This is a genomic window from Dermatophilus sp. B7861-1 (genome assembly GCF_058996045.1).
The window spans coordinates 1,313,551-1,328,149 of record NZ_CM180082.1 but is presented as its reverse complement, the minus strand read 5'-3'; the positions used below and the strand labels follow the sequence as shown (position 1 = coordinate 1,328,149).

General features: G+C 57.2%; 13 protein-coding genes, 1 other RNA gene and 1 pseudogene. 9 read left to right on the top strand and 6 right to left on the bottom strand.

From position 1 onward, the window contains the following. Positions 1-55: 55 nt before the first annotated feature. The 3 genes from AC2T9U_RS05955 to AC2T9U_RS05945 are packed head-to-tail and all read left to right on the top strand — an operon-like array spanning position 56 to position 2,933. On the top strand, positions 56-730 hold the full coding sequence (locus AC2T9U_RS05955) for an MptD family putative ECF transporter S component (protein ID WP_181816027.1): 675 nt from the start codon (positions 56-58) through the stop codon (positions 728-730). Beyond that, positions 727-1,443 carry an energy-coupling factor transporter transmembrane component T family protein gene (locus AC2T9U_RS05950; protein ID WP_115030275.1) on the top strand — a complete coding sequence of 239 codons (717 nt, stop codon included), beginning with the start codon at positions 727-729 and terminating at the stop codon, positions 1,441-1,443. Before AC2T9U_RS05955 ends, AC2T9U_RS05950 begins: the two co-directional genes overlap by 4 nt. Next, the gene (locus AC2T9U_RS05945; RefSeq protein WP_493695506.1) at positions 1,440-2,933 is read left to right on the top strand and encodes an ABC transporter ATP-binding protein; all 1,494 of its coding nucleotides are present in this window, start codon (positions 1,440-1,442) and stop codon (positions 2,931-2,933) included. The genes AC2T9U_RS05950 and AC2T9U_RS05945 overlap by 4 nt, the downstream gene beginning before the upstream one ends. Before the next feature lie 27 nt (positions 2,934-2,960). On the opposite strand, the gene AC2T9U_RS05940 is transcribed toward AC2T9U_RS05945, so the two are convergent. Continuing rightward, the gene (locus tag AC2T9U_RS05940; protein WP_493695505.1) at positions 2,961-3,653 is read right to left on the bottom strand and encodes a TetR/AcrR family transcriptional regulator; all 693 of its coding nucleotides are present in this window, start codon (positions 3,651-3,653) and stop codon (positions 2,961-2,963) included. A gap of 135 nt (positions 3,654-3,788) precedes the next feature. Between AC2T9U_RS05940 and AC2T9U_RS05935 the strand changes: the two genes are divergently transcribed. The 3 genes from AC2T9U_RS05935 to rnpB all read left to right on the top strand — a co-directional run bounded on the left by AC2T9U_RS05935 (position 3,789) and on the right by rnpB (position 6,302). Then, the gene (locus tag AC2T9U_RS05935) at positions 3,789-5,030 is read left to right on the top strand and encodes an MFS transporter (RefSeq protein WP_493695504.1); all 1,242 of its coding nucleotides are present in this window, start codon (positions 3,789-3,791) and stop codon (positions 5,028-5,030) included. A gap of 270 nt (positions 5,031-5,300) precedes the next feature. Further along, entirely contained in the window at positions 5,301-5,756 is a 456-nt protein-coding gene (locus AC2T9U_RS05930; RefSeq protein WP_115030278.1) for a PepSY domain-containing protein, read from the top strand. A 169-nt stretch (positions 5,757-5,925) separates the two neighbouring features. Then, an RNA gene (gene rnpB, locus AC2T9U_RS05925) (RNase P RNA component class A) lies at positions 5,926-6,302 on the top strand. A 28-nt stretch (positions 6,303-6,330) separates the two neighbouring features. Here the strand turns inward: rnpB and AC2T9U_RS05920 are convergent. The 3 genes and pseudogenes from AC2T9U_RS05920 to AC2T9U_RS05910 form a co-directional block, all read right to left on the bottom strand. After that, positions 6,331-6,951 carry a site-specific integrase gene (locus AC2T9U_RS05920; RefSeq protein ID WP_258553308.1) on the bottom strand — a complete coding sequence of 207 codons (621 nt, stop codon included), beginning with the start codon at positions 6,949-6,951 and terminating at the stop codon, positions 6,331-6,333. A gap of 90 nt (positions 6,952-7,041) precedes the next feature. Further along, positions 7,042-7,440: pseudogene (locus tag AC2T9U_RS05915) on the bottom strand (tyrosine-type recombinase/integrase); the annotation flags it as partial. A gap of 289 nt (positions 7,441-7,729) precedes the next feature. Continuing rightward, positions 7,730-9,187, bottom strand: a complete 1,458-nt coding sequence (locus AC2T9U_RS05910) for a GuaB1 family IMP dehydrogenase-related protein (protein ID WP_493696911.1) — start codon at positions 9,185-9,187, stop codon at positions 7,730-7,732. 79 nt (positions 9,188-9,266) lie between these two features. On the opposite strand from AC2T9U_RS05910, the gene AC2T9U_RS05905 reads away from it, so the two are divergent. Continuing rightward, on the top strand, positions 9,267-9,932 hold the full coding sequence (locus AC2T9U_RS05905) for an MBL fold metallo-hydrolase (RefSeq protein WP_493696910.1): 666 nt from the start codon (positions 9,267-9,269) through the stop codon (positions 9,930-9,932). A gap of 77 nt (positions 9,933-10,009) precedes the next feature. Here the strand turns inward: AC2T9U_RS05905 and ppgK are convergent, their stop codons facing one another. Both ppgK and map read right to left on the bottom strand, forming a co-directional pair. Further along, positions 10,010-10,804 carry a polyphosphate--glucose phosphotransferase gene (gene ppgK / locus AC2T9U_RS05900; protein ID WP_115030282.1) on the bottom strand — a complete coding sequence of 265 codons (795 nt, stop codon included), beginning with the start codon at positions 10,802-10,804 and terminating at the stop codon, positions 10,010-10,012. 136 nt (positions 10,805-10,940) lie between these two features. Continuing rightward, positions 10,941-11,804 (bottom strand): type I methionyl aminopeptidase, encoded by an 864-nt coding sequence (gene map, locus AC2T9U_RS05895; protein ID WP_208303415.1) that lies wholly within the window; start codon positions 11,802-11,804, stop codon positions 10,941-10,943. Between the two features lie 163 nt (positions 11,805-11,967). Between map and AC2T9U_RS05890 the strand changes: the two genes are divergently transcribed. Together AC2T9U_RS05890 and dxs are read left to right on the top strand one after the other, a co-directional pair. Then, complete coding sequence (locus AC2T9U_RS05890) at positions 11,968-12,567, top strand: isochorismatase family protein (RefSeq protein WP_493696909.1); 600 nt, start codon at positions 11,968-11,970, stop codon at positions 12,565-12,567. A 114-nt stretch (positions 12,568-12,681) separates the two neighbouring features. After that, on the top strand, positions 12,682-14,589 hold the full coding sequence (dxs, locus tag AC2T9U_RS05885; RefSeq protein ID WP_208303417.1) for a 1-deoxy-D-xylulose-5-phosphate synthase: 1,908 nt from the start codon (positions 12,682-12,684) through the stop codon (positions 14,587-14,589). The last annotated feature ends 10 nt before the right edge of the window (positions 14,590-14,599 follow it).

Below are 14,599 nucleotides of genomic sequence, written 5' to 3'. Positions count from 1 at the left end.
TGTCAGTCAATTCTGATGCTTTAACTCCGTGAAAACCCCTCGAAAGGATTTTTCTGTGACCAACCAGTCCACCTCCGACTCTGCCTCAGCGCCGAGCAGTCAAGCCCTCGTTCCTGACTCCCAAGGCAGCGCCTCGGCAGTGAAGAAGCCGTGGTTCACCGCCCGCGATTTGATCACCGTGGGTATTTTTGGGGCGATCTATGCGGTGCTGAATTACGCGTTCGGCATGCTTGGCATGTTTGGCCCATTGGTGTGGCTGCTCAGTGTTCCCCCAGCGATCATCATCAATGGCATCACGTTTGTGTTGTTCTACAAGCGGGTACGTAAACCCGGCATGATCTTCCTGTTCTCGCTGATCCTGTCGATCGTTTTCGTTCTTCACGGTGGTGCTCTGTTGGGGGCGATTGCCACCCCCATCGTCGCTTTCATTGTTGAGTTCGTTGCTCGTGCTGGTGACTACCGCACGAGGGCTTCAGCGATCGCGTCGTACACCTTGTTCGGTCTGACCGCGTTCACACCGTTTGTTCCGATTCTTCTCAATGCCGACACCTACTTCCAGACTCCTGCTTGGCAGGCCATGGGCCCAGAATTCATCGCCGCGGCGCAGCAGGTGTTCACCGTGCCGATGCTGCTGGGGCTGGCAGTGGCTTGCCCAGTATCTGGTTTCCTCGGTGGGCTGCTTGGAACAGCAGTGGTGCGTAAGCATTTCCAGCGCGCTGGCCTGGCATGAGAACGAGCGAGCCTGAGAGCTTGCGTGAGCGTTTAGCGCTTGACCCACGGACCACAATGCTGCTTGTTGCTGGCGTCAGCGCGGCAGCATTGGGTCCGTATGGTCAGCACTTCATCGTTCCCGGTGTTGCTTTAGCGGTGCTGTTAGCGCTGTCAGTCAATGAGTGGCGGCGTGCTGTAGGGGTGAGCGTGATCGCGCTTGGTGCGTGGCTGGCTGCGCGGCTGCTACTGCCGATCTCCTCTCCTGCAGTGGCAGCTTCGGTTGTCGTGCCGTTGGATTACGTGGCCCGGTACTCCGCTGCTGTAGGGGTGGCGATTCATTTGTTCGCCACCACATCACCGACAGTGCTGCACGCGGCACTTCGGGCGCTGCGTTTGCCGCGTTCGATCGCTGTGACTCTTGTGGTGATGATCCGGTTCCTTCCGGTGGTATTGACCGAGGCGTGCGCGGTTCTTGATGCCATGCGGCTGCAAGGTTTGACACGTCCGTCGGCACTGTTTCGTCACCCCATATTGGTGATTGAGAGGTTTACTGTGCCGATGATCGCCTCCAGCTTGCGGGCCGGGGATGATTTGTCGTCGGCGGCGTTGCTGCGTGGGTTAGGGTCACCGACGCCTCCGAGCGTGCTTCATCCGCCACGGTTTCGGGCGATTGATGCCGTCTGGGTCCTGATTGCAGTCGTTCTCTTCGTTGCGGGGTGGTACTGGACGTGATCGATCTGAGCAATGTGAGCTGGAAGTACCCGCACGCTGAACACCACACACTCACCAGCATTGATCTGCATATCAATGCTGGTGAGTGTGTGGTGGTGTGCGGCGCCAGCGGAAGCGGTAAGTCGACGTTGCTACGTCTGATTAATGGTCTGGTTCCGCACTTTTATGACGAGGGTGATTTGCGTGGTCGTGTGACTGTTGAAGGTGTAGTGACCAGCCAGGCTGATCTGGAGACCATTGGTCGTCGCACGGGCACTGTGCAGCAGCATCCGCGTCGGCAGTTCTTCACAAACACGGTGAGTGAGGAACTGGCTTTTGCCATGGAAAATTTCGCTCTACCCGTCCCGCAGATCGCTGAACAGGTCAGCGCTGACCTGCAGATTTTAGGTCAAAACATGGACGTGTCGGTGCCGTTGACATCGCTATCGGGAGGGCAGCAGCAACAGGTTGCGCTGGCCTCTTCGACAGCGCATCGTCCGCGCATCTTGTTGCTGGATGAGCCCAGCTCTAACCTGTCCACCGAAGCTATCGCTGCTTTGCGTGCGACGTTGGAACGTCACCGCGCTGCAGGTATGACGATCGTTATCGCCGAACACCGCCTGAGCTACCTGAACGGCCTAGTCGATCGTGTCGTGATCATGGATTCTGGTGAGATCTCAGCGATATGGGACGCCGAACGTTTCGCCGCAACTGATGATGCTGAGCTGGAAAGCCTGGGTTTGCGTGGTGAGGTTTGTGCGGCACAGCTGGCCACGAGGCCAGCTGTTGGGCCCAGCATCGCTGATGCCAGCGAGGCCTGTGATGTTCCTGAGGGAGCGTTAGAGCTACGCAATATTGAATGTCGGGCTGGGCGGCGCACGATTGTGGCTATCGATCGGCTGACGCTGCCACGCGCAACGGTGACTGCGTTGCGTGGCAGTAACGGTGCAGGTAAGTCAACGTTGGCTCGTGTTATTGCTGGCCTGCGTCGGGCACGTGGTGAGATCCGTTTGGATGGGCGCAAGCTCAGTCGTGGTGCTAGGCAACGGGCTAGTGCTCTGGTGATGCAGGACGTGCAGCGGCAACTCTTCACTGACACGGTGGAGGCAGAAATCGAGTTGGCTGGGCGTGATGCGGCAGGAACTGTGGTTGTGACTGATCTGCTCCAGGCTTTCGATTTAAGCAAACTCACTGGACGTCATCCGCTGTCTTTGTCTGGGGGTGAGCAGCAACGCCTGGTCATTGCAGGTTCTCGGTTGGCAGGGCGACCCATCGTTATTTTCGATGAGCCAAGCTCTGGTGTGGATCGGCGTCACCTAGAGTCGATTGCCGCGCATATCCGCTCTGCGGCTGCAGATGGCGCAGTGGTGATCCTGATTAGTCATGACGAGGATCTTTTGGCGCGTGCCGCTGACCAGCAAATTACGCTGCGCCCATTGCATCAGGTTGGGAAGCCTGCGGGAGAGCGTGCATCTACAGCTGTCTCTTCAGGTGCTCACGTGGCACTGTGACGGCGTGTTTTGGAAGTTCTTGCGCCTTTATGAGTGCTGGGGCATGAGTTCTTGCTCGATTCCCGTCAGGAGGGAACGGATAAGAAGGCGAAAGTAGCGTTCGCTGATCCGTTCCCCTGACGGGGTGGGCAGGTGAGCGAGATAGTCATCGCGCATCATTGCTAGTGCTGGCGATTCTTTGGCCAGTGGTTCTAGCTTGTTGACCATGGCGGTGATGTCGTGGTGGTTGGAAGATAGGGGAGATTGGCGGTCGTGGTGCTCGATGGCGTCGAGTGCGACGTTAACGATCATCGTGTAAGCCGGGATGGCGTTTTCTTCTAGGCCTGCTTCGGTGAGTTTGACTATCGCCGTTTCGAAGAATGGTACGAGTGGCCGTGGTGGGAGACCGTGCTCTAGAGAGTCCATGACGTGGCGTGTCAGACCGGTGTAGCGCAGCAGGATGTCGCGTAGTGCAGTGAGCGCTTGAGTGAACCACTCCTGCCAGTTGAGGTGTGTATCGGGCAGCGTGAGTTCAGCGCATATCTGGTCGCGGATTTGGTCATGGATCTGCGTTTTGGTGGGGAAGTAGTGGTAGATCACGGAGGGCACTACGTCTAGTGCGGTGGCTAGGTCTCTGATGGTCCAGTTTTGCAGTCCGTGTTCTCTGGTGAGTGTGCAGGCGCAGTCGATCACGCGTTCGTGGGTCAGGCCCGCGCGTCGTGAGGTGTCCTTGCCAACCATGCCTGTGAGTGTAACGACACATTGCCAGCACTAGAACGCTGATCTAGTGTTGTTGACAACGGTTCTCAATGGATAGGAGTGGTCACTGTGCCAGCGGAATCTCATTCGGGCTCACAGGCAAAGCTGTTACTCACGATGGTTCTGCTCGCCTTCATGGGGCAGATGATGCTCAACCCTGTCATTGCGCCACTTTCGCGAGCCATGGGACTAGCTGAATGGCAAATCGGCGCTACTATTTCCGCCGCAGCGCTGGCTCTAGTACTACTCAGTCAGTTCTGGGGGCGCCGCTCTCAGCGTTTGGGTGTCAAACGCACTTTGGTGACTGCCATGGTGATTGCCCTGTGCGGTTTAGGCGGTTTCACCGCCGTGGCCTGGCTTGGCGTACGCGGAGTACTGACTGACGGGCCGTTGTTTGTCATGACTTTGCTGACGCGAGGTCTTATTTATGGCGGTGCAATCGCGGCTATCGCGCCAACCGTGCAGGCCCATCTGGTTACGCACGCCGCTACTGAATCCGAGCGAGTCAAAGCGGTTGGCGCCTTAGGGGCAGCTCAAGGCGCCGCTTCCATCCTGGGGGCCGTTGCAGGCGGTGTGCTGGCAGCTGCAGGTGGCTTGCTTTTTCCGGTCAGCGCGATGCCGGTAGTGATGCTGATTGGGATCGTCATCCTCGTCGTTCGATTCCACGAGCAGTCACCAGATCGGCTTGTCGAAAAGCCAGCCAGTGTTTCTTTCCGTGATCGGCGCGTATTTCCCTATCTCGTGACCGGGTTTTTGCTGTTCTTGGGCTTTTCCACTGTGGCCACTCTTGTCGGATTCGCTGTCCAGGATCGGTTCCATTTCACTTCTAATGGCACCGCCGCGATCACAGCAGGAATGCTGCTGGGGCTCTCACTCGTGATGGCCTTTGTGCAAGGGGGAGTAGTACGCCGCCTTGGCTGGCCTGCACACCGGCTATTACGGGTGGGATTCGCCGTAATGACGGTCTCAGGTGTTTTGCTCTTTATCGATGCGCCGGTGTGGGTGTTTGGGGCAGGGTGCCTTCTTCTTGGCGCCGGCAGTGGTTTGGCAATGCCTGGGTACACGGCAGGGCCAACACTGGGTATGGACCGTGAATCCCAAGGTGGCCTGGCTGGTCTCATCAATGCAAATAATGGCTTGACGTATGTCATTGCCCCGATTGGTTCTACTGCGCTCTACGGCATTCATCACACGGCACCGTTCTTAGCCGTTCTTGCTCTTTTTACTGTGGGGCTGGTGTTCACTTTTGTGCACCCGCTGTTCAGGAATGAGGGTGTTGTGAAGCAGTCTGGCAACGACGCTGCTGACAGTGAGGGCCAGGAAGCTACCGTGCCCAAGGTGGATCAGCCTGTGGGGTGAGAGTTGACGTGAATCCAGCTCGGCACGGCTGATTATCGCGAGACGTTCGTCCTGTCTTTTGTGTCGCTGCTGGCCTAACCAGTTTGATCTGGTGGAATTTCAGCAGGTGCCGCGCCTGATAGGTCCGCTTTCAGTGGTGGGTGAGTGCATGTTCAACGCACCTCTCAGAGTCTTTTAAGGTTCCCATCCCAGGGTGGAAATGTCGGAACGGACCAGTTCTGTTGGCCCCCGGTCTGCGGACCGGGCTTCTCGAAGAAGGAGCGTGGAAGAATGACGAAGCCCCTGAAAACTGTTGTCGCCGGAGCCGGTGTCACTGCTCTTGCGTCTCTGGCCATTGCTGCAAGCACGGTTGCCGGTGGGGCTGCGAATGCTGCCCCTGCTGTGAGTGCAGGTCAGTCCGTTACGTCCACCGCCGTGGTGCGTGACGTTGCAGATCACCCGATTCGTGGGTCCATTAAGGCTCCCGCGGATCGAGGACAGAGTGATGCAGCCGAGCAAGCTCAGCTGCAAAAGCTCGCAAAGATCAGTCTTGATCAGGCACGCAAGATTGCCGTGAAGGCTGTGCCCGGCAAAGTCGTCAAAGCTGAGTTGGATGAAGAGGACGGCTGGGTCGTCTACAAGGTCGAGGTGAGAAGCTCTCAGGGCGTAGAGACTGACGTCATTGTCGATGCTGGCAATGGTCGGATTCTCGCTCAGGAGACTGACACCCCTGATGACGACGACTGAAAACATAAATTGACGGGCTGCAGCTGTCTGTCACATAAGGCTTAGGCAAGTGCCCCTGCTTGGTTCTCTATATCCGGGCAGGGGCACTGTCATGTGTGTGATGTCTATGCAGTGAGCCAGTGGGGTGTTGGTGGGCCGAGCCAAGGAAGCGTTTAGACTTATGTGCGGATGAGTCGGCCAGGCGGTCGCGTCGAACGGTAGTTCCACTGTTGGTGGTTTCCCGTTCGCCGAGGAACGTCCGGGCTCCACAGAGCAGGGTGGTGGCTAACGGCCACCCGGGGTGACCCGCGGGACAGTGCCACAGAAAACAGACCGCCTGTGCATGCAAGTGCACAGGTAAGGGTGAAACGGTGCGTGTAAGAGACCACCAGCATCCTTGGTGACAAGGATGGCTAGGTAAACCCCACCCGGAGCAAGACCAGACAGTGTGTGTTTGAGGGCTGCTCGCCTGAGCACACGGGTAGGTCGCTGGAGCTGCACAGCAATGTGCAGCCTAGATGGATGGCCGCTCAATGACAGAACCCGGCGTATCGGCCGACTCATCCGTTTCAATGGTTCTGATCTGCGGTTTTTATTACATGCTTGCCGGGGCAGTCCGCACTGAGTCCGCAACAGCGGATGCTCCCAGAACGGAATCTACGGCCGCTCGTGTTCTTTCATCGGAGTCTGGCCACATGTGTGCGTAGGTTTTCCAGGTTTCCATGGCGGTTTTGTGGCCCAGCATGGCCCGTACTGTCTCAGCGCTTTCGCCGTGGCGGATGAGCAGTGAAGCGTAGTAGTGGCGCAGGTCATGGAAGGTGAATCCGTGTACGTCGGCATCTTGGCAGGCCCGCCGCCAGGTGGCACCGAAGTTGGAGCGGCGTAGCGGAGCTCCGTAGGTATTAGTGAATACAAGTCCGTCCGGTCCGGTCGCGTATTTCTGCAGGTGAACAGCTAATGCTTGAGCTACAACGGCGGGCAGAGGGATGATGCGATCACTGTCTTCGGTTTTTGGCGGACCGAATTCAGGCTCACGTCCGGCCAGTCCGATGAGTTGCCTGTCGACGGTGATTTGTTGGCGAAGAAAATTGATGCGATCAATGGTGAGGCCAAATAGTTCGCCTTGGCGCATGCCGGTGCCGGCTGCGGTGACGATCAGTGCAGCGTATCGATCTGGCACAGCTTCGCGTAGGGCTGTGACTTGCTCGGTGAGCATGACGGCCACTTTTGTTTTCTTGGGTTTAGGTCCTCTGACTTTGCGACAGGGTGAATCAACGATTCTTTTATCTTCTACTGCTGCGCGAAAAATTGTTCCAACATATCTCCAGATAACTGATGCCGTGTTTGTGGAGAGATTTTCATCGAGTGTTTTCGCGAGGGCCTGCATATCGGTGTGCCGGAGCGTATCGAGTCGACGGTCACCGATGCTGGGATAAACATGGTTTCGCAGGTGTCTTTCTACCTGCTCAACGGTTGAAGGGCGATGTGTTTGCTTTGTTCGCCAATATTCTGCGTACTGTTTGAAAGTTATTTTTCCGGCGTCTGGAGCTACGTAGGCACCGGTGGTCATTGCTGCAGTAATTTCATTCAGCCAGTGCGCGGCGGCTTTTTTTGTTGTGAAGTGGCGGGCATGTTCTTTTCCGGCACCATCGCGATATCTAGCACGCCATCTTCCGTTTGGGCGTTTTGCGATATTTCCGGTCATTGGCCTTTTGGACATGATCCCCCGCGATGCGTATTAACACATTTACCGGCACCTACTAGGTGCCGGACGGTCAGTTATCCCTTGTGTGCTGGATACCCCTACTGGTGGGGGATCTCCAGCACACAAGGCTTTTCGGGGTCAATCATATTCTCACTGCGACAGGTGGATTCAACTTCGGGTGAGCAGAGTCCGCGCAGCGAACAGCCGGGGCTTCTTGTGCGCCTCGCATGTTTTTCATGTTTTCCGCGTGACGAAGAAGTAAGTAATTACTGAGTGCTATCTACCCTAATTACCAACTTGTGTGACGCGGTCTTCCTTCGTCATATCCGGCTGCGGATTGAATCCCAACGACGGCATTCTCATGAAATTCAGAGATTGTTCTAGCTCCGGCGTATGTGAAGGAACTACGAACGCCGGAAATGATTCGATCGAGAAGATCTTCGACGCCAGGTCGTTCTGGATCGAGATACATTTTTCCGCTGCTAATTCCTTCTTCAAAATGTTCGGAGCGGGCTCGCTGATACGCAGATTGCCCTTTGGTGCGATTTTTTACTGCACGCGCGGATGCCATTCCGAAGCTTTCTTTATATAGGCGCCCATCGGTATCTTGCATAAGGTCACTGGGGCTTTCATGGGTTCCTGCAAACCATGAGCCAATCATCACACTGGAAGCCCCTGCGGCTAAAGCGAGGGCAACATCGCGTGGATGTTTTACGCCGCCGTCTGCCCATACTGCGACGTTCTCTTCGCGGGCAGCAGCGGAGCAGTCGAGGACGGCAGAGAATTGGGGGCGCCCCACTCCGGTCATCATGCGGGTGGTGCACATGGCGCCGGGGCCGACTCCAACTTTGATGATGTCGGCTCCAGCCCGGGCGAGATCGCGTGCTCCAGAAGCGGTAACGACGTTCCCTGCCGCGATGGGAACACGTCGTCCCGTCACTTCTGCGTGTCTATTTCGTTCTGAGTGAATTAGTTTGAGTACATCAATCATTTTTTCTTGGTGGCCATGAGCGGTGTCCACGACAAGAACATCGACGTTTCCCGCCAAGAGTGTGGCGGCTTTGTGAGAAACATCACCATTGATGCCGATTGCTGCCCCTACTGCTAGGCGCCGGTGCTCATCAAGGTTGGGCGTGTAGATAGCTGAGCGGAGAATTCCTCGTTTAGTCAGCAGCCCAAGGAGAAGGCCATCACGCAAGACCGGGATGGCTTTGATGTGTCGTCGTTCAAGGAGCTCAAAAACGTCGGCGAGGTCGTCGTGTTCGGTGACGGTAGGGAAGTCAGTAGTCATCGCCTCGGCGACACTGCTGAATCTATCGACTTCGAGGATGTCGTGTTCGGTAACGATCCCGACGGGTCGCTCGTTGTCGGTGACAACAGCTAGGCGGTGAGAGCGTTTGCCGAGGATAGCTATGACGTGCGCAACTGGATCGGTGGGGGAGACGACGATGGGGGTTTCGTATACGGGGTGTGCGTTCTTAACTTTGGCGATGGTGGAGTTTGCGATGTCGAGAGGAATGTCTTGGGGAAGTATCGCGATTCCGCCACGACGGGCGAGGGTTTCAGCCATGCGTTTGCCGCTGACGGCTGTCATGTTCGCGGCAGTGATGGGGATGGTCGCGTTGGTGCCATCACCTGCGGTGAGGTCAACGTCTAGACGTGAGGTTACTGCTGAGCGTGAGGGCGTCATGAAGACGTCGTTATATGTCAGGTCGTGTGGGGGAATGCGATCGTCGATGAACTTCACTGCAAAAATTTTATGTGGCAGTCAGGCTGTATGTAAGTGTTGCGCATCGCAGTGACAATGCATGTGTTTACGCTGGTTTATGCGGATCACACGTTTTGGTCATTCCTGTGTGTTGTTCGAATCGCAAGGGGCACGGATTTTGGTCGACCCGGGCGTATTTTCTTGCGGGTTTGAAGACGTGCATGACCTTGATGCGGTGGTGGTGACGCATGAGCATCCAGATCATGTCGATGTGGATCGTCTTGCGGGGTTGATGGAGGCTAATCCGCAAGCGCAGCTGTTCTCCGAGGCTGGGTTGGGGCGTCGGCTGCGTGCTGAGTGTGGCGTGGAAACGGTGGATATGGCGCCGGGTGAGTTGTTTTCTGTGGGGACGGTGATGGTGGAGCCGGTAGGGAATATGCATGCGGTGATTTATCGCACGATGGAGCGGGTGCGTAATACCGGGTTGGTGCTCCGTGAGCAGGGCGGTGCGGTTGCATATCACCCGGGGGATGCCTTGGATGTGGTTCCTGATGCAGTGGATGTGTTGTGTGTACCGATCGCGGCGCCGTGGAGCGCAATGAAGGAAACGATTGATTGGGTGGCTAGGTGTGGTGCTCGTCGCTTAGTACCTATTCACGATGGGATTTTGTCTGCTGGTGGGCGGGAAATTTTCATGCGTCAGATCGCGAATTTGTCGGTGGGTGTAAATGACGATCCGCGGGAGTGGATTGTTGATGCCATGCAAGAACCGGTCACGGTGTGACCGGTTGGGGCAGAGAATTCCTGCCCCTGCACCGGTCAGTGTGGTGAGGTTGCCAAGATGGCACTGCGGGGGAGTGGTCAGCCAGCGTATTGCGGGTTGTGGCGGGGGTGGGTGGCGTCTACTGCTTCGTGGGCTGCGCCGATGATACCTGCGTCGTTGAACAGGGCCGCGGGAACTGTGGGGGTGCGCAGGTCGAGCAGTGGCAAAAATTTTTCGGCGCGTTTGGAGACTCCTCCGCCGATGACGATGAGGTCAGGCCAGATGAGGTTTTCCAGGTGGGTGAAGTAACGCTGCAGTCGCGCTGCCCATTCTTCCCAGGTGAGGTTTTCACGTTTGCGGATTGAGCTTGCGGCGCGTGTTTCGGCGTCGTGCCCATCGATTTCGAGGTGTCCGAATTCGGTGTTGGGGACCAGGCGTCCGTCAACGAGAACGGCTGAGCCGATACCGGTCCCTAGGGTTGCTACTAGTACTGTGCCAGCGATGTTTTTTGCTGCACCGTAGGCGAGTTCGGCTACGCCTGCGGCGTCAGCGTCGTTAAGAACAGTGACTGGGCGACCCAGCCGTTCATGCAGCGTGGTGGAGATGTCGTAATTAATCCACGTGTTGTCGATGTTGGCGGCGGAGCGGACAACGCCGTGGGTGACCACTCCGGGGATGGTGACGCCGATGGGGCTTTGGCCTGTGTGTGGCTCGAATTGGTTGGCGATGTGGGCGACGACGTCGATGACGTCTTCTGGTTTGGCTCCGGCGGGGGTGTCGATGCGGAGGCGTTCTTCGGTGAAGGATCCAACGGTGAGGTCAACGGGGGCGCCTTTGATGCCGCTGCCACCGATGTCGATGCCGAGGGGGAGCGCGTTGGGGGCGTGGGTCATGAGTGAACAGCGTACTGGTGCTGCACGCTGGTCGTCAGGACGAACGTGGGGTGGGCGGGTTGAGTTAGATGGAACAGATTCATCCGTACTTCTGCTGGGGGTGAAGGTATTCCCAGCAGAAGTACGGATGAATGGTTCAGGGAAGGGTCAGGATTTCGGCTCCGGTGTCGGTGATAAGCAAGGTGTGCTCAAATTGCGCAGTGTTGCGCAAGTCGCAGGTGGTGGTGGTCCAGTCATCATCCCAGGTCTGTCCTTCAGGGGATCCTAGGGTCAGCATGGGCTCGATGGTGAACGTCATTCCTGGTTCGATGACGTCGTCATACATAGGCGCCGAGTCGTAGTGCGGGATAACCAGTCCGGTGTGGAAGGCGGGTCCAACGCCGTGGCCAGTGAAATCTTGGACTACGCCAAGACCGTGCCGTTTGGCGTAAGTTTCGATGACGCGACCGATGACATTAACTGCACGTCCGGGTTTGGCTGCTTTGATGGCACGGTTGAGCGCTTCACGTGTGTGCTCGACGAGAGCTTTGGTTTCTTGATCGACGTCACCAACGAGGAAAGTTGCATTGGTGTCGCCGTGCACACCGCCGATATAGGCAGTGACATCGATGTTGACGATGTCCCCATCCGCCAGAGGGCGGTCATCAGGGATGCCGTGGCAAATGACTTCGTTGACGGAAGTGCAGCAAGATTTCGGGAATCCTCGGTATCCGAGAGTGGAGGGGTAGGCGCCGTGATCAATCATGTATTGGTGCGCGATGGCGTCCAGTTCGTCGGTGGTAACGCCTGGGGCTACGGCCTCACCAGCAGCGGCGAGCGCGCGGGCTGCGATGGTCGAGGCATGTCTGATTGCTTCGATCATTTCTGGTGGACGAACTTCAGAGCCGGTGAACGGCCTAGGTTCTTCCCTGCCCACATATTCGGGGCGTTCGATGCTGTGCGGCACTGCGCGCGTAGGCCCAATGCGGCCGGGTTTGACCGATCCGTACGTCACTGACATGGGGCAGAGTCTAGGCCGGTTGCTGTGGGGATCTTATTTCGGTGGCACGAGGTGATTAGATACGCGTCGGGTGCCCGGGGATCGGTGCCAACAGGCACGAGATTGGAAGGTAGCCATGAGGTCACGACCATTTGGTGAGAGAACAACGTTCCCGGGAACCGTGATGTCCGATAGGGCCGGGTGCGCCCTTGTTGTTGTTGATGTGCAGAGGGATTTTTGCGAGGGCGGCTCATTGGCTGTCACTGGTGGCGCTGGGGTCGCCGCAGCGATCACGCGATACATCGGCTCTGGCCATGAATATGACCTTGTGGTCGCTACCCGTGATGCGCATGAAGATCCGGGAACGCATTTTTCTGCGACTCCGGATTTTGTTGATTCGTGGCCAGCTCACTGTGTGCAGGGCACTCCTGGGGCGGATTTCCACCCGGCACTGGAGTTCCGTGACTTTGATGCACAGTTCACTAAGGGTGCGTTTGCGGCCGCGTATTCGGGTTTTGAGGGAGCCACGGCTGCCGGAGTCACTTTGGCGTCGTATCTGCATTCACACGGCATTGAGACGGTGCACATTGCAGGTATCGCTACGGATTACTGTGTCTCGGCTACAGCGTTGGATTCTATGAGTAGAGGGTTCGCTACAACGGTTTTGGTTGATTTGACTGCTCCGGTCAACCCGCAGGCTCTTACTGCGGTGTTTAACAAATGGCGCCGCGCCGGAATTACGGTGGCAACTTCCAGCGCGAGCAGTGACGTCGTCGCTGGCTGATCTTTGTTTCTACCACTCCAGCACTTATGGGATCTCACCACGTAGGTGGTTCCCCACCTACGTCAAAGGTATGGTCGGACGGTTGCGGGGCAACACCGCACAGAGGGAGGAACAGTGTCACTGCTGGAGCAGGTCAGCGGCCCGGAAGTGGTCCGCTCCATGACGACGCACGAACTTGACACGCTGGCGGGGGAGATTAGGTCTTTCCTCGTCGACTCGGTCTCACGCACCGGAGGGCATCTTGGCCCTAACTTGGGAGTCGTGGAGCTGACCCTAGCGATCCACCGTGTGTTCGAGTCCCCGAAAGACTCCATTGTTTTTGATACTGGCCACATCAGCTACGTGCATAAGCTGCTTACCGGCCGTCAAGATTTCACGAATCTGCGTAAGCGCGGCGGGCTGTCGGGTTACCCCTCCCGTGCTGAATCTGTTCACGACATTGTGGAGAACTCTCACGCTTCTGGTTCGCTGAGCTGGGCGAGTGGTATCGCACGTGCTCGCAAGCTCGCGAAAGAAACTGGCCGCCACACTGTGGCTGTCATTGGTGATGGTGCTCTCACAGGCGGGATGGCGTGGGAAGCCCTCAATGAAATCGCCGCGGACGACTCTTTGCCCTTGGTCATCGTCGTTAATGACAACGAACGTTCTTATGCCCCCACCACCGGTGGCCTTGCTCAGCATTTGGCGATGTTGCGCACTGAACCTGGCTATGAAGAAATGCTCAGTTGGGGCCGGCGCACCCTGAACACCCACCCGGTTGGCCGCACCGTCTACGAGACTCTGCACGGGGTCAAAAAGGGTCTTAAAGATATCGTTGCTCCCCAGGTCATGTTCGAAGACCTTGGCCTTAAATATGTCGGACCTATCGACGGTCACGATGTCGAGGCTATTAGCCGCGCTTTGCGGCATGCTCGTGATTTCGGTGGTCCTGTTCTTGTGCACGCCATCACCGAAAAAGGACATGGCTACGAACCGGCGCTGGCTGATACCGATGATGCTTTCCATGCGGTGGGTGTGATTAACCCAGAGACAGGGTTGCCGCTGGAAATTTCTGGGCGTAGCTGGACGGATAATTTCGCTGAAGAGCTCGTCAAGGTGGGGCAGGAGCGTAAGGACGTCGTAGCGATTACGGCAGCCATGCTCATTCCAGTGGGGTTGCGTGAGTTCGCTGCGGCGTACCCGGATCGGGTTTTCGATGTGGGTATTGCCGAGCAGCATGCGATAGCGAATGCTTCAGGTCTTGCTTTTGGTGGAATGCACCCGGTGGTCGCGATCTATTCGACTTTCTTGAATCGTGCTTTCGATCAAGTGTTGATGGATGCGGCGTTGCATAAAGCCGGTATGACGATCGTTTTGGATCGCGCGGGCGCTACCGGCAGTGACGGCGCTTCGCATAACGGCATGTGGGATTTGTCTGCGTTGTCGATTGTTCCGGGAATGCGGGTGGCGGCACCGCGCGATGGGGCAACTCTTCGTGCTGAGTTCCGAGAGTCGGTGGCGATCAGTGATGGTCCGAGCGCGATTCGTTTCCCCAAAGGCAGTGAGCCTGCTGAAGTACCTGCCGTGGGGCGTTTGGGAGATATGGATGTGCTGTTTGCTTCGAGCGAGCAACTCGCCACCCAGGACACCCCGGTGGATCTTGTCATTGTTTCTGTAGGGGCGATGGCTCCGGTAGCTATCGAAGCTGGCCGCCGCATGTCTCAAGAGGGCCTGTCGGTCATCGTGGTGGACCCGCGGTGGGTGCTTCCGGTCAGTCAAGACGTGGTGGCGTTGTGCGCGCGTTCTACGCGAGTGGCAGTAATTGAGGATGGCTTGGCCGCTACCGGAATCGGAGCCGCTGTGGCTGCTGCACTGCATGATGCGGATATGGAAATCCCGGTGACCCGTTTTGGTCTTCCGAAGGAGTTCTTGGAGCATGCCAGCCGCGGTGAGGTTCTCGCTGACGCTGGGTTGACGGTGGAGGCTGTGGTGGAGCGGCTACACAAACGCTGCGCCATTGTGTGCCCTGATCGCAGCGCTTAATCGTAGGTAA

Coding starts and splice junctions, on each gene's coding strand:
- AC2T9U_RS05890 (WP_493696909.1), top strand. CDS start 11,968: ATGTCCGATAGGGCCGGGTGCGCCCTTGTTGTTGTTGATGTGCAGAGG.
- ppgK (WP_115030282.1), bottom strand. CDS start 10,804: ATGACCCACGCCCCCAACGCGCTCCCCCTCGGCATCGACATCGGTGGC.
- AC2T9U_RS05950 (WP_115030275.1), top strand. CDS start 727: ATGAGAACGAGCGAGCCTGAGAGCTTGCGTGAGCGTTTAGCGCTTGAC.
- map (WP_208303415.1), bottom strand. CDS start 11,804: ATGTCAGTGACGTACGGATCGGTCAAACCCGGCCGCATTGGGCCTACG.
- AC2T9U_RS05935 (WP_493695504.1), top strand. CDS start 3,789: ATGGTTCTGCTCGCCTTCATGGGGCAGATGATGCTCAACCCTGTCATT.
- AC2T9U_RS05920 (WP_258553308.1), bottom strand. CDS start 6,951: ATGCTCACCGAGCAAGTCACAGCCCTACGCGAAGCTGTGCCAGATCGA.
- AC2T9U_RS05905 (WP_493696910.1), top strand. CDS start 9,267: ATGCGGATCACACGTTTTGGTCATTCCTGTGTGTTGTTCGAATCGCAA.
- AC2T9U_RS05930 (WP_115030278.1), top strand. CDS start 5,301: ATGACGAAGCCCCTGAAAACTGTTGTCGCCGGAGCCGGTGTCACTGCT.
- AC2T9U_RS05940 (WP_493695505.1), bottom strand. CDS start 3,653: ATGGTTGGCAAGGACACCTCACGACGCGCGGGCCTGACCCACGAACGC.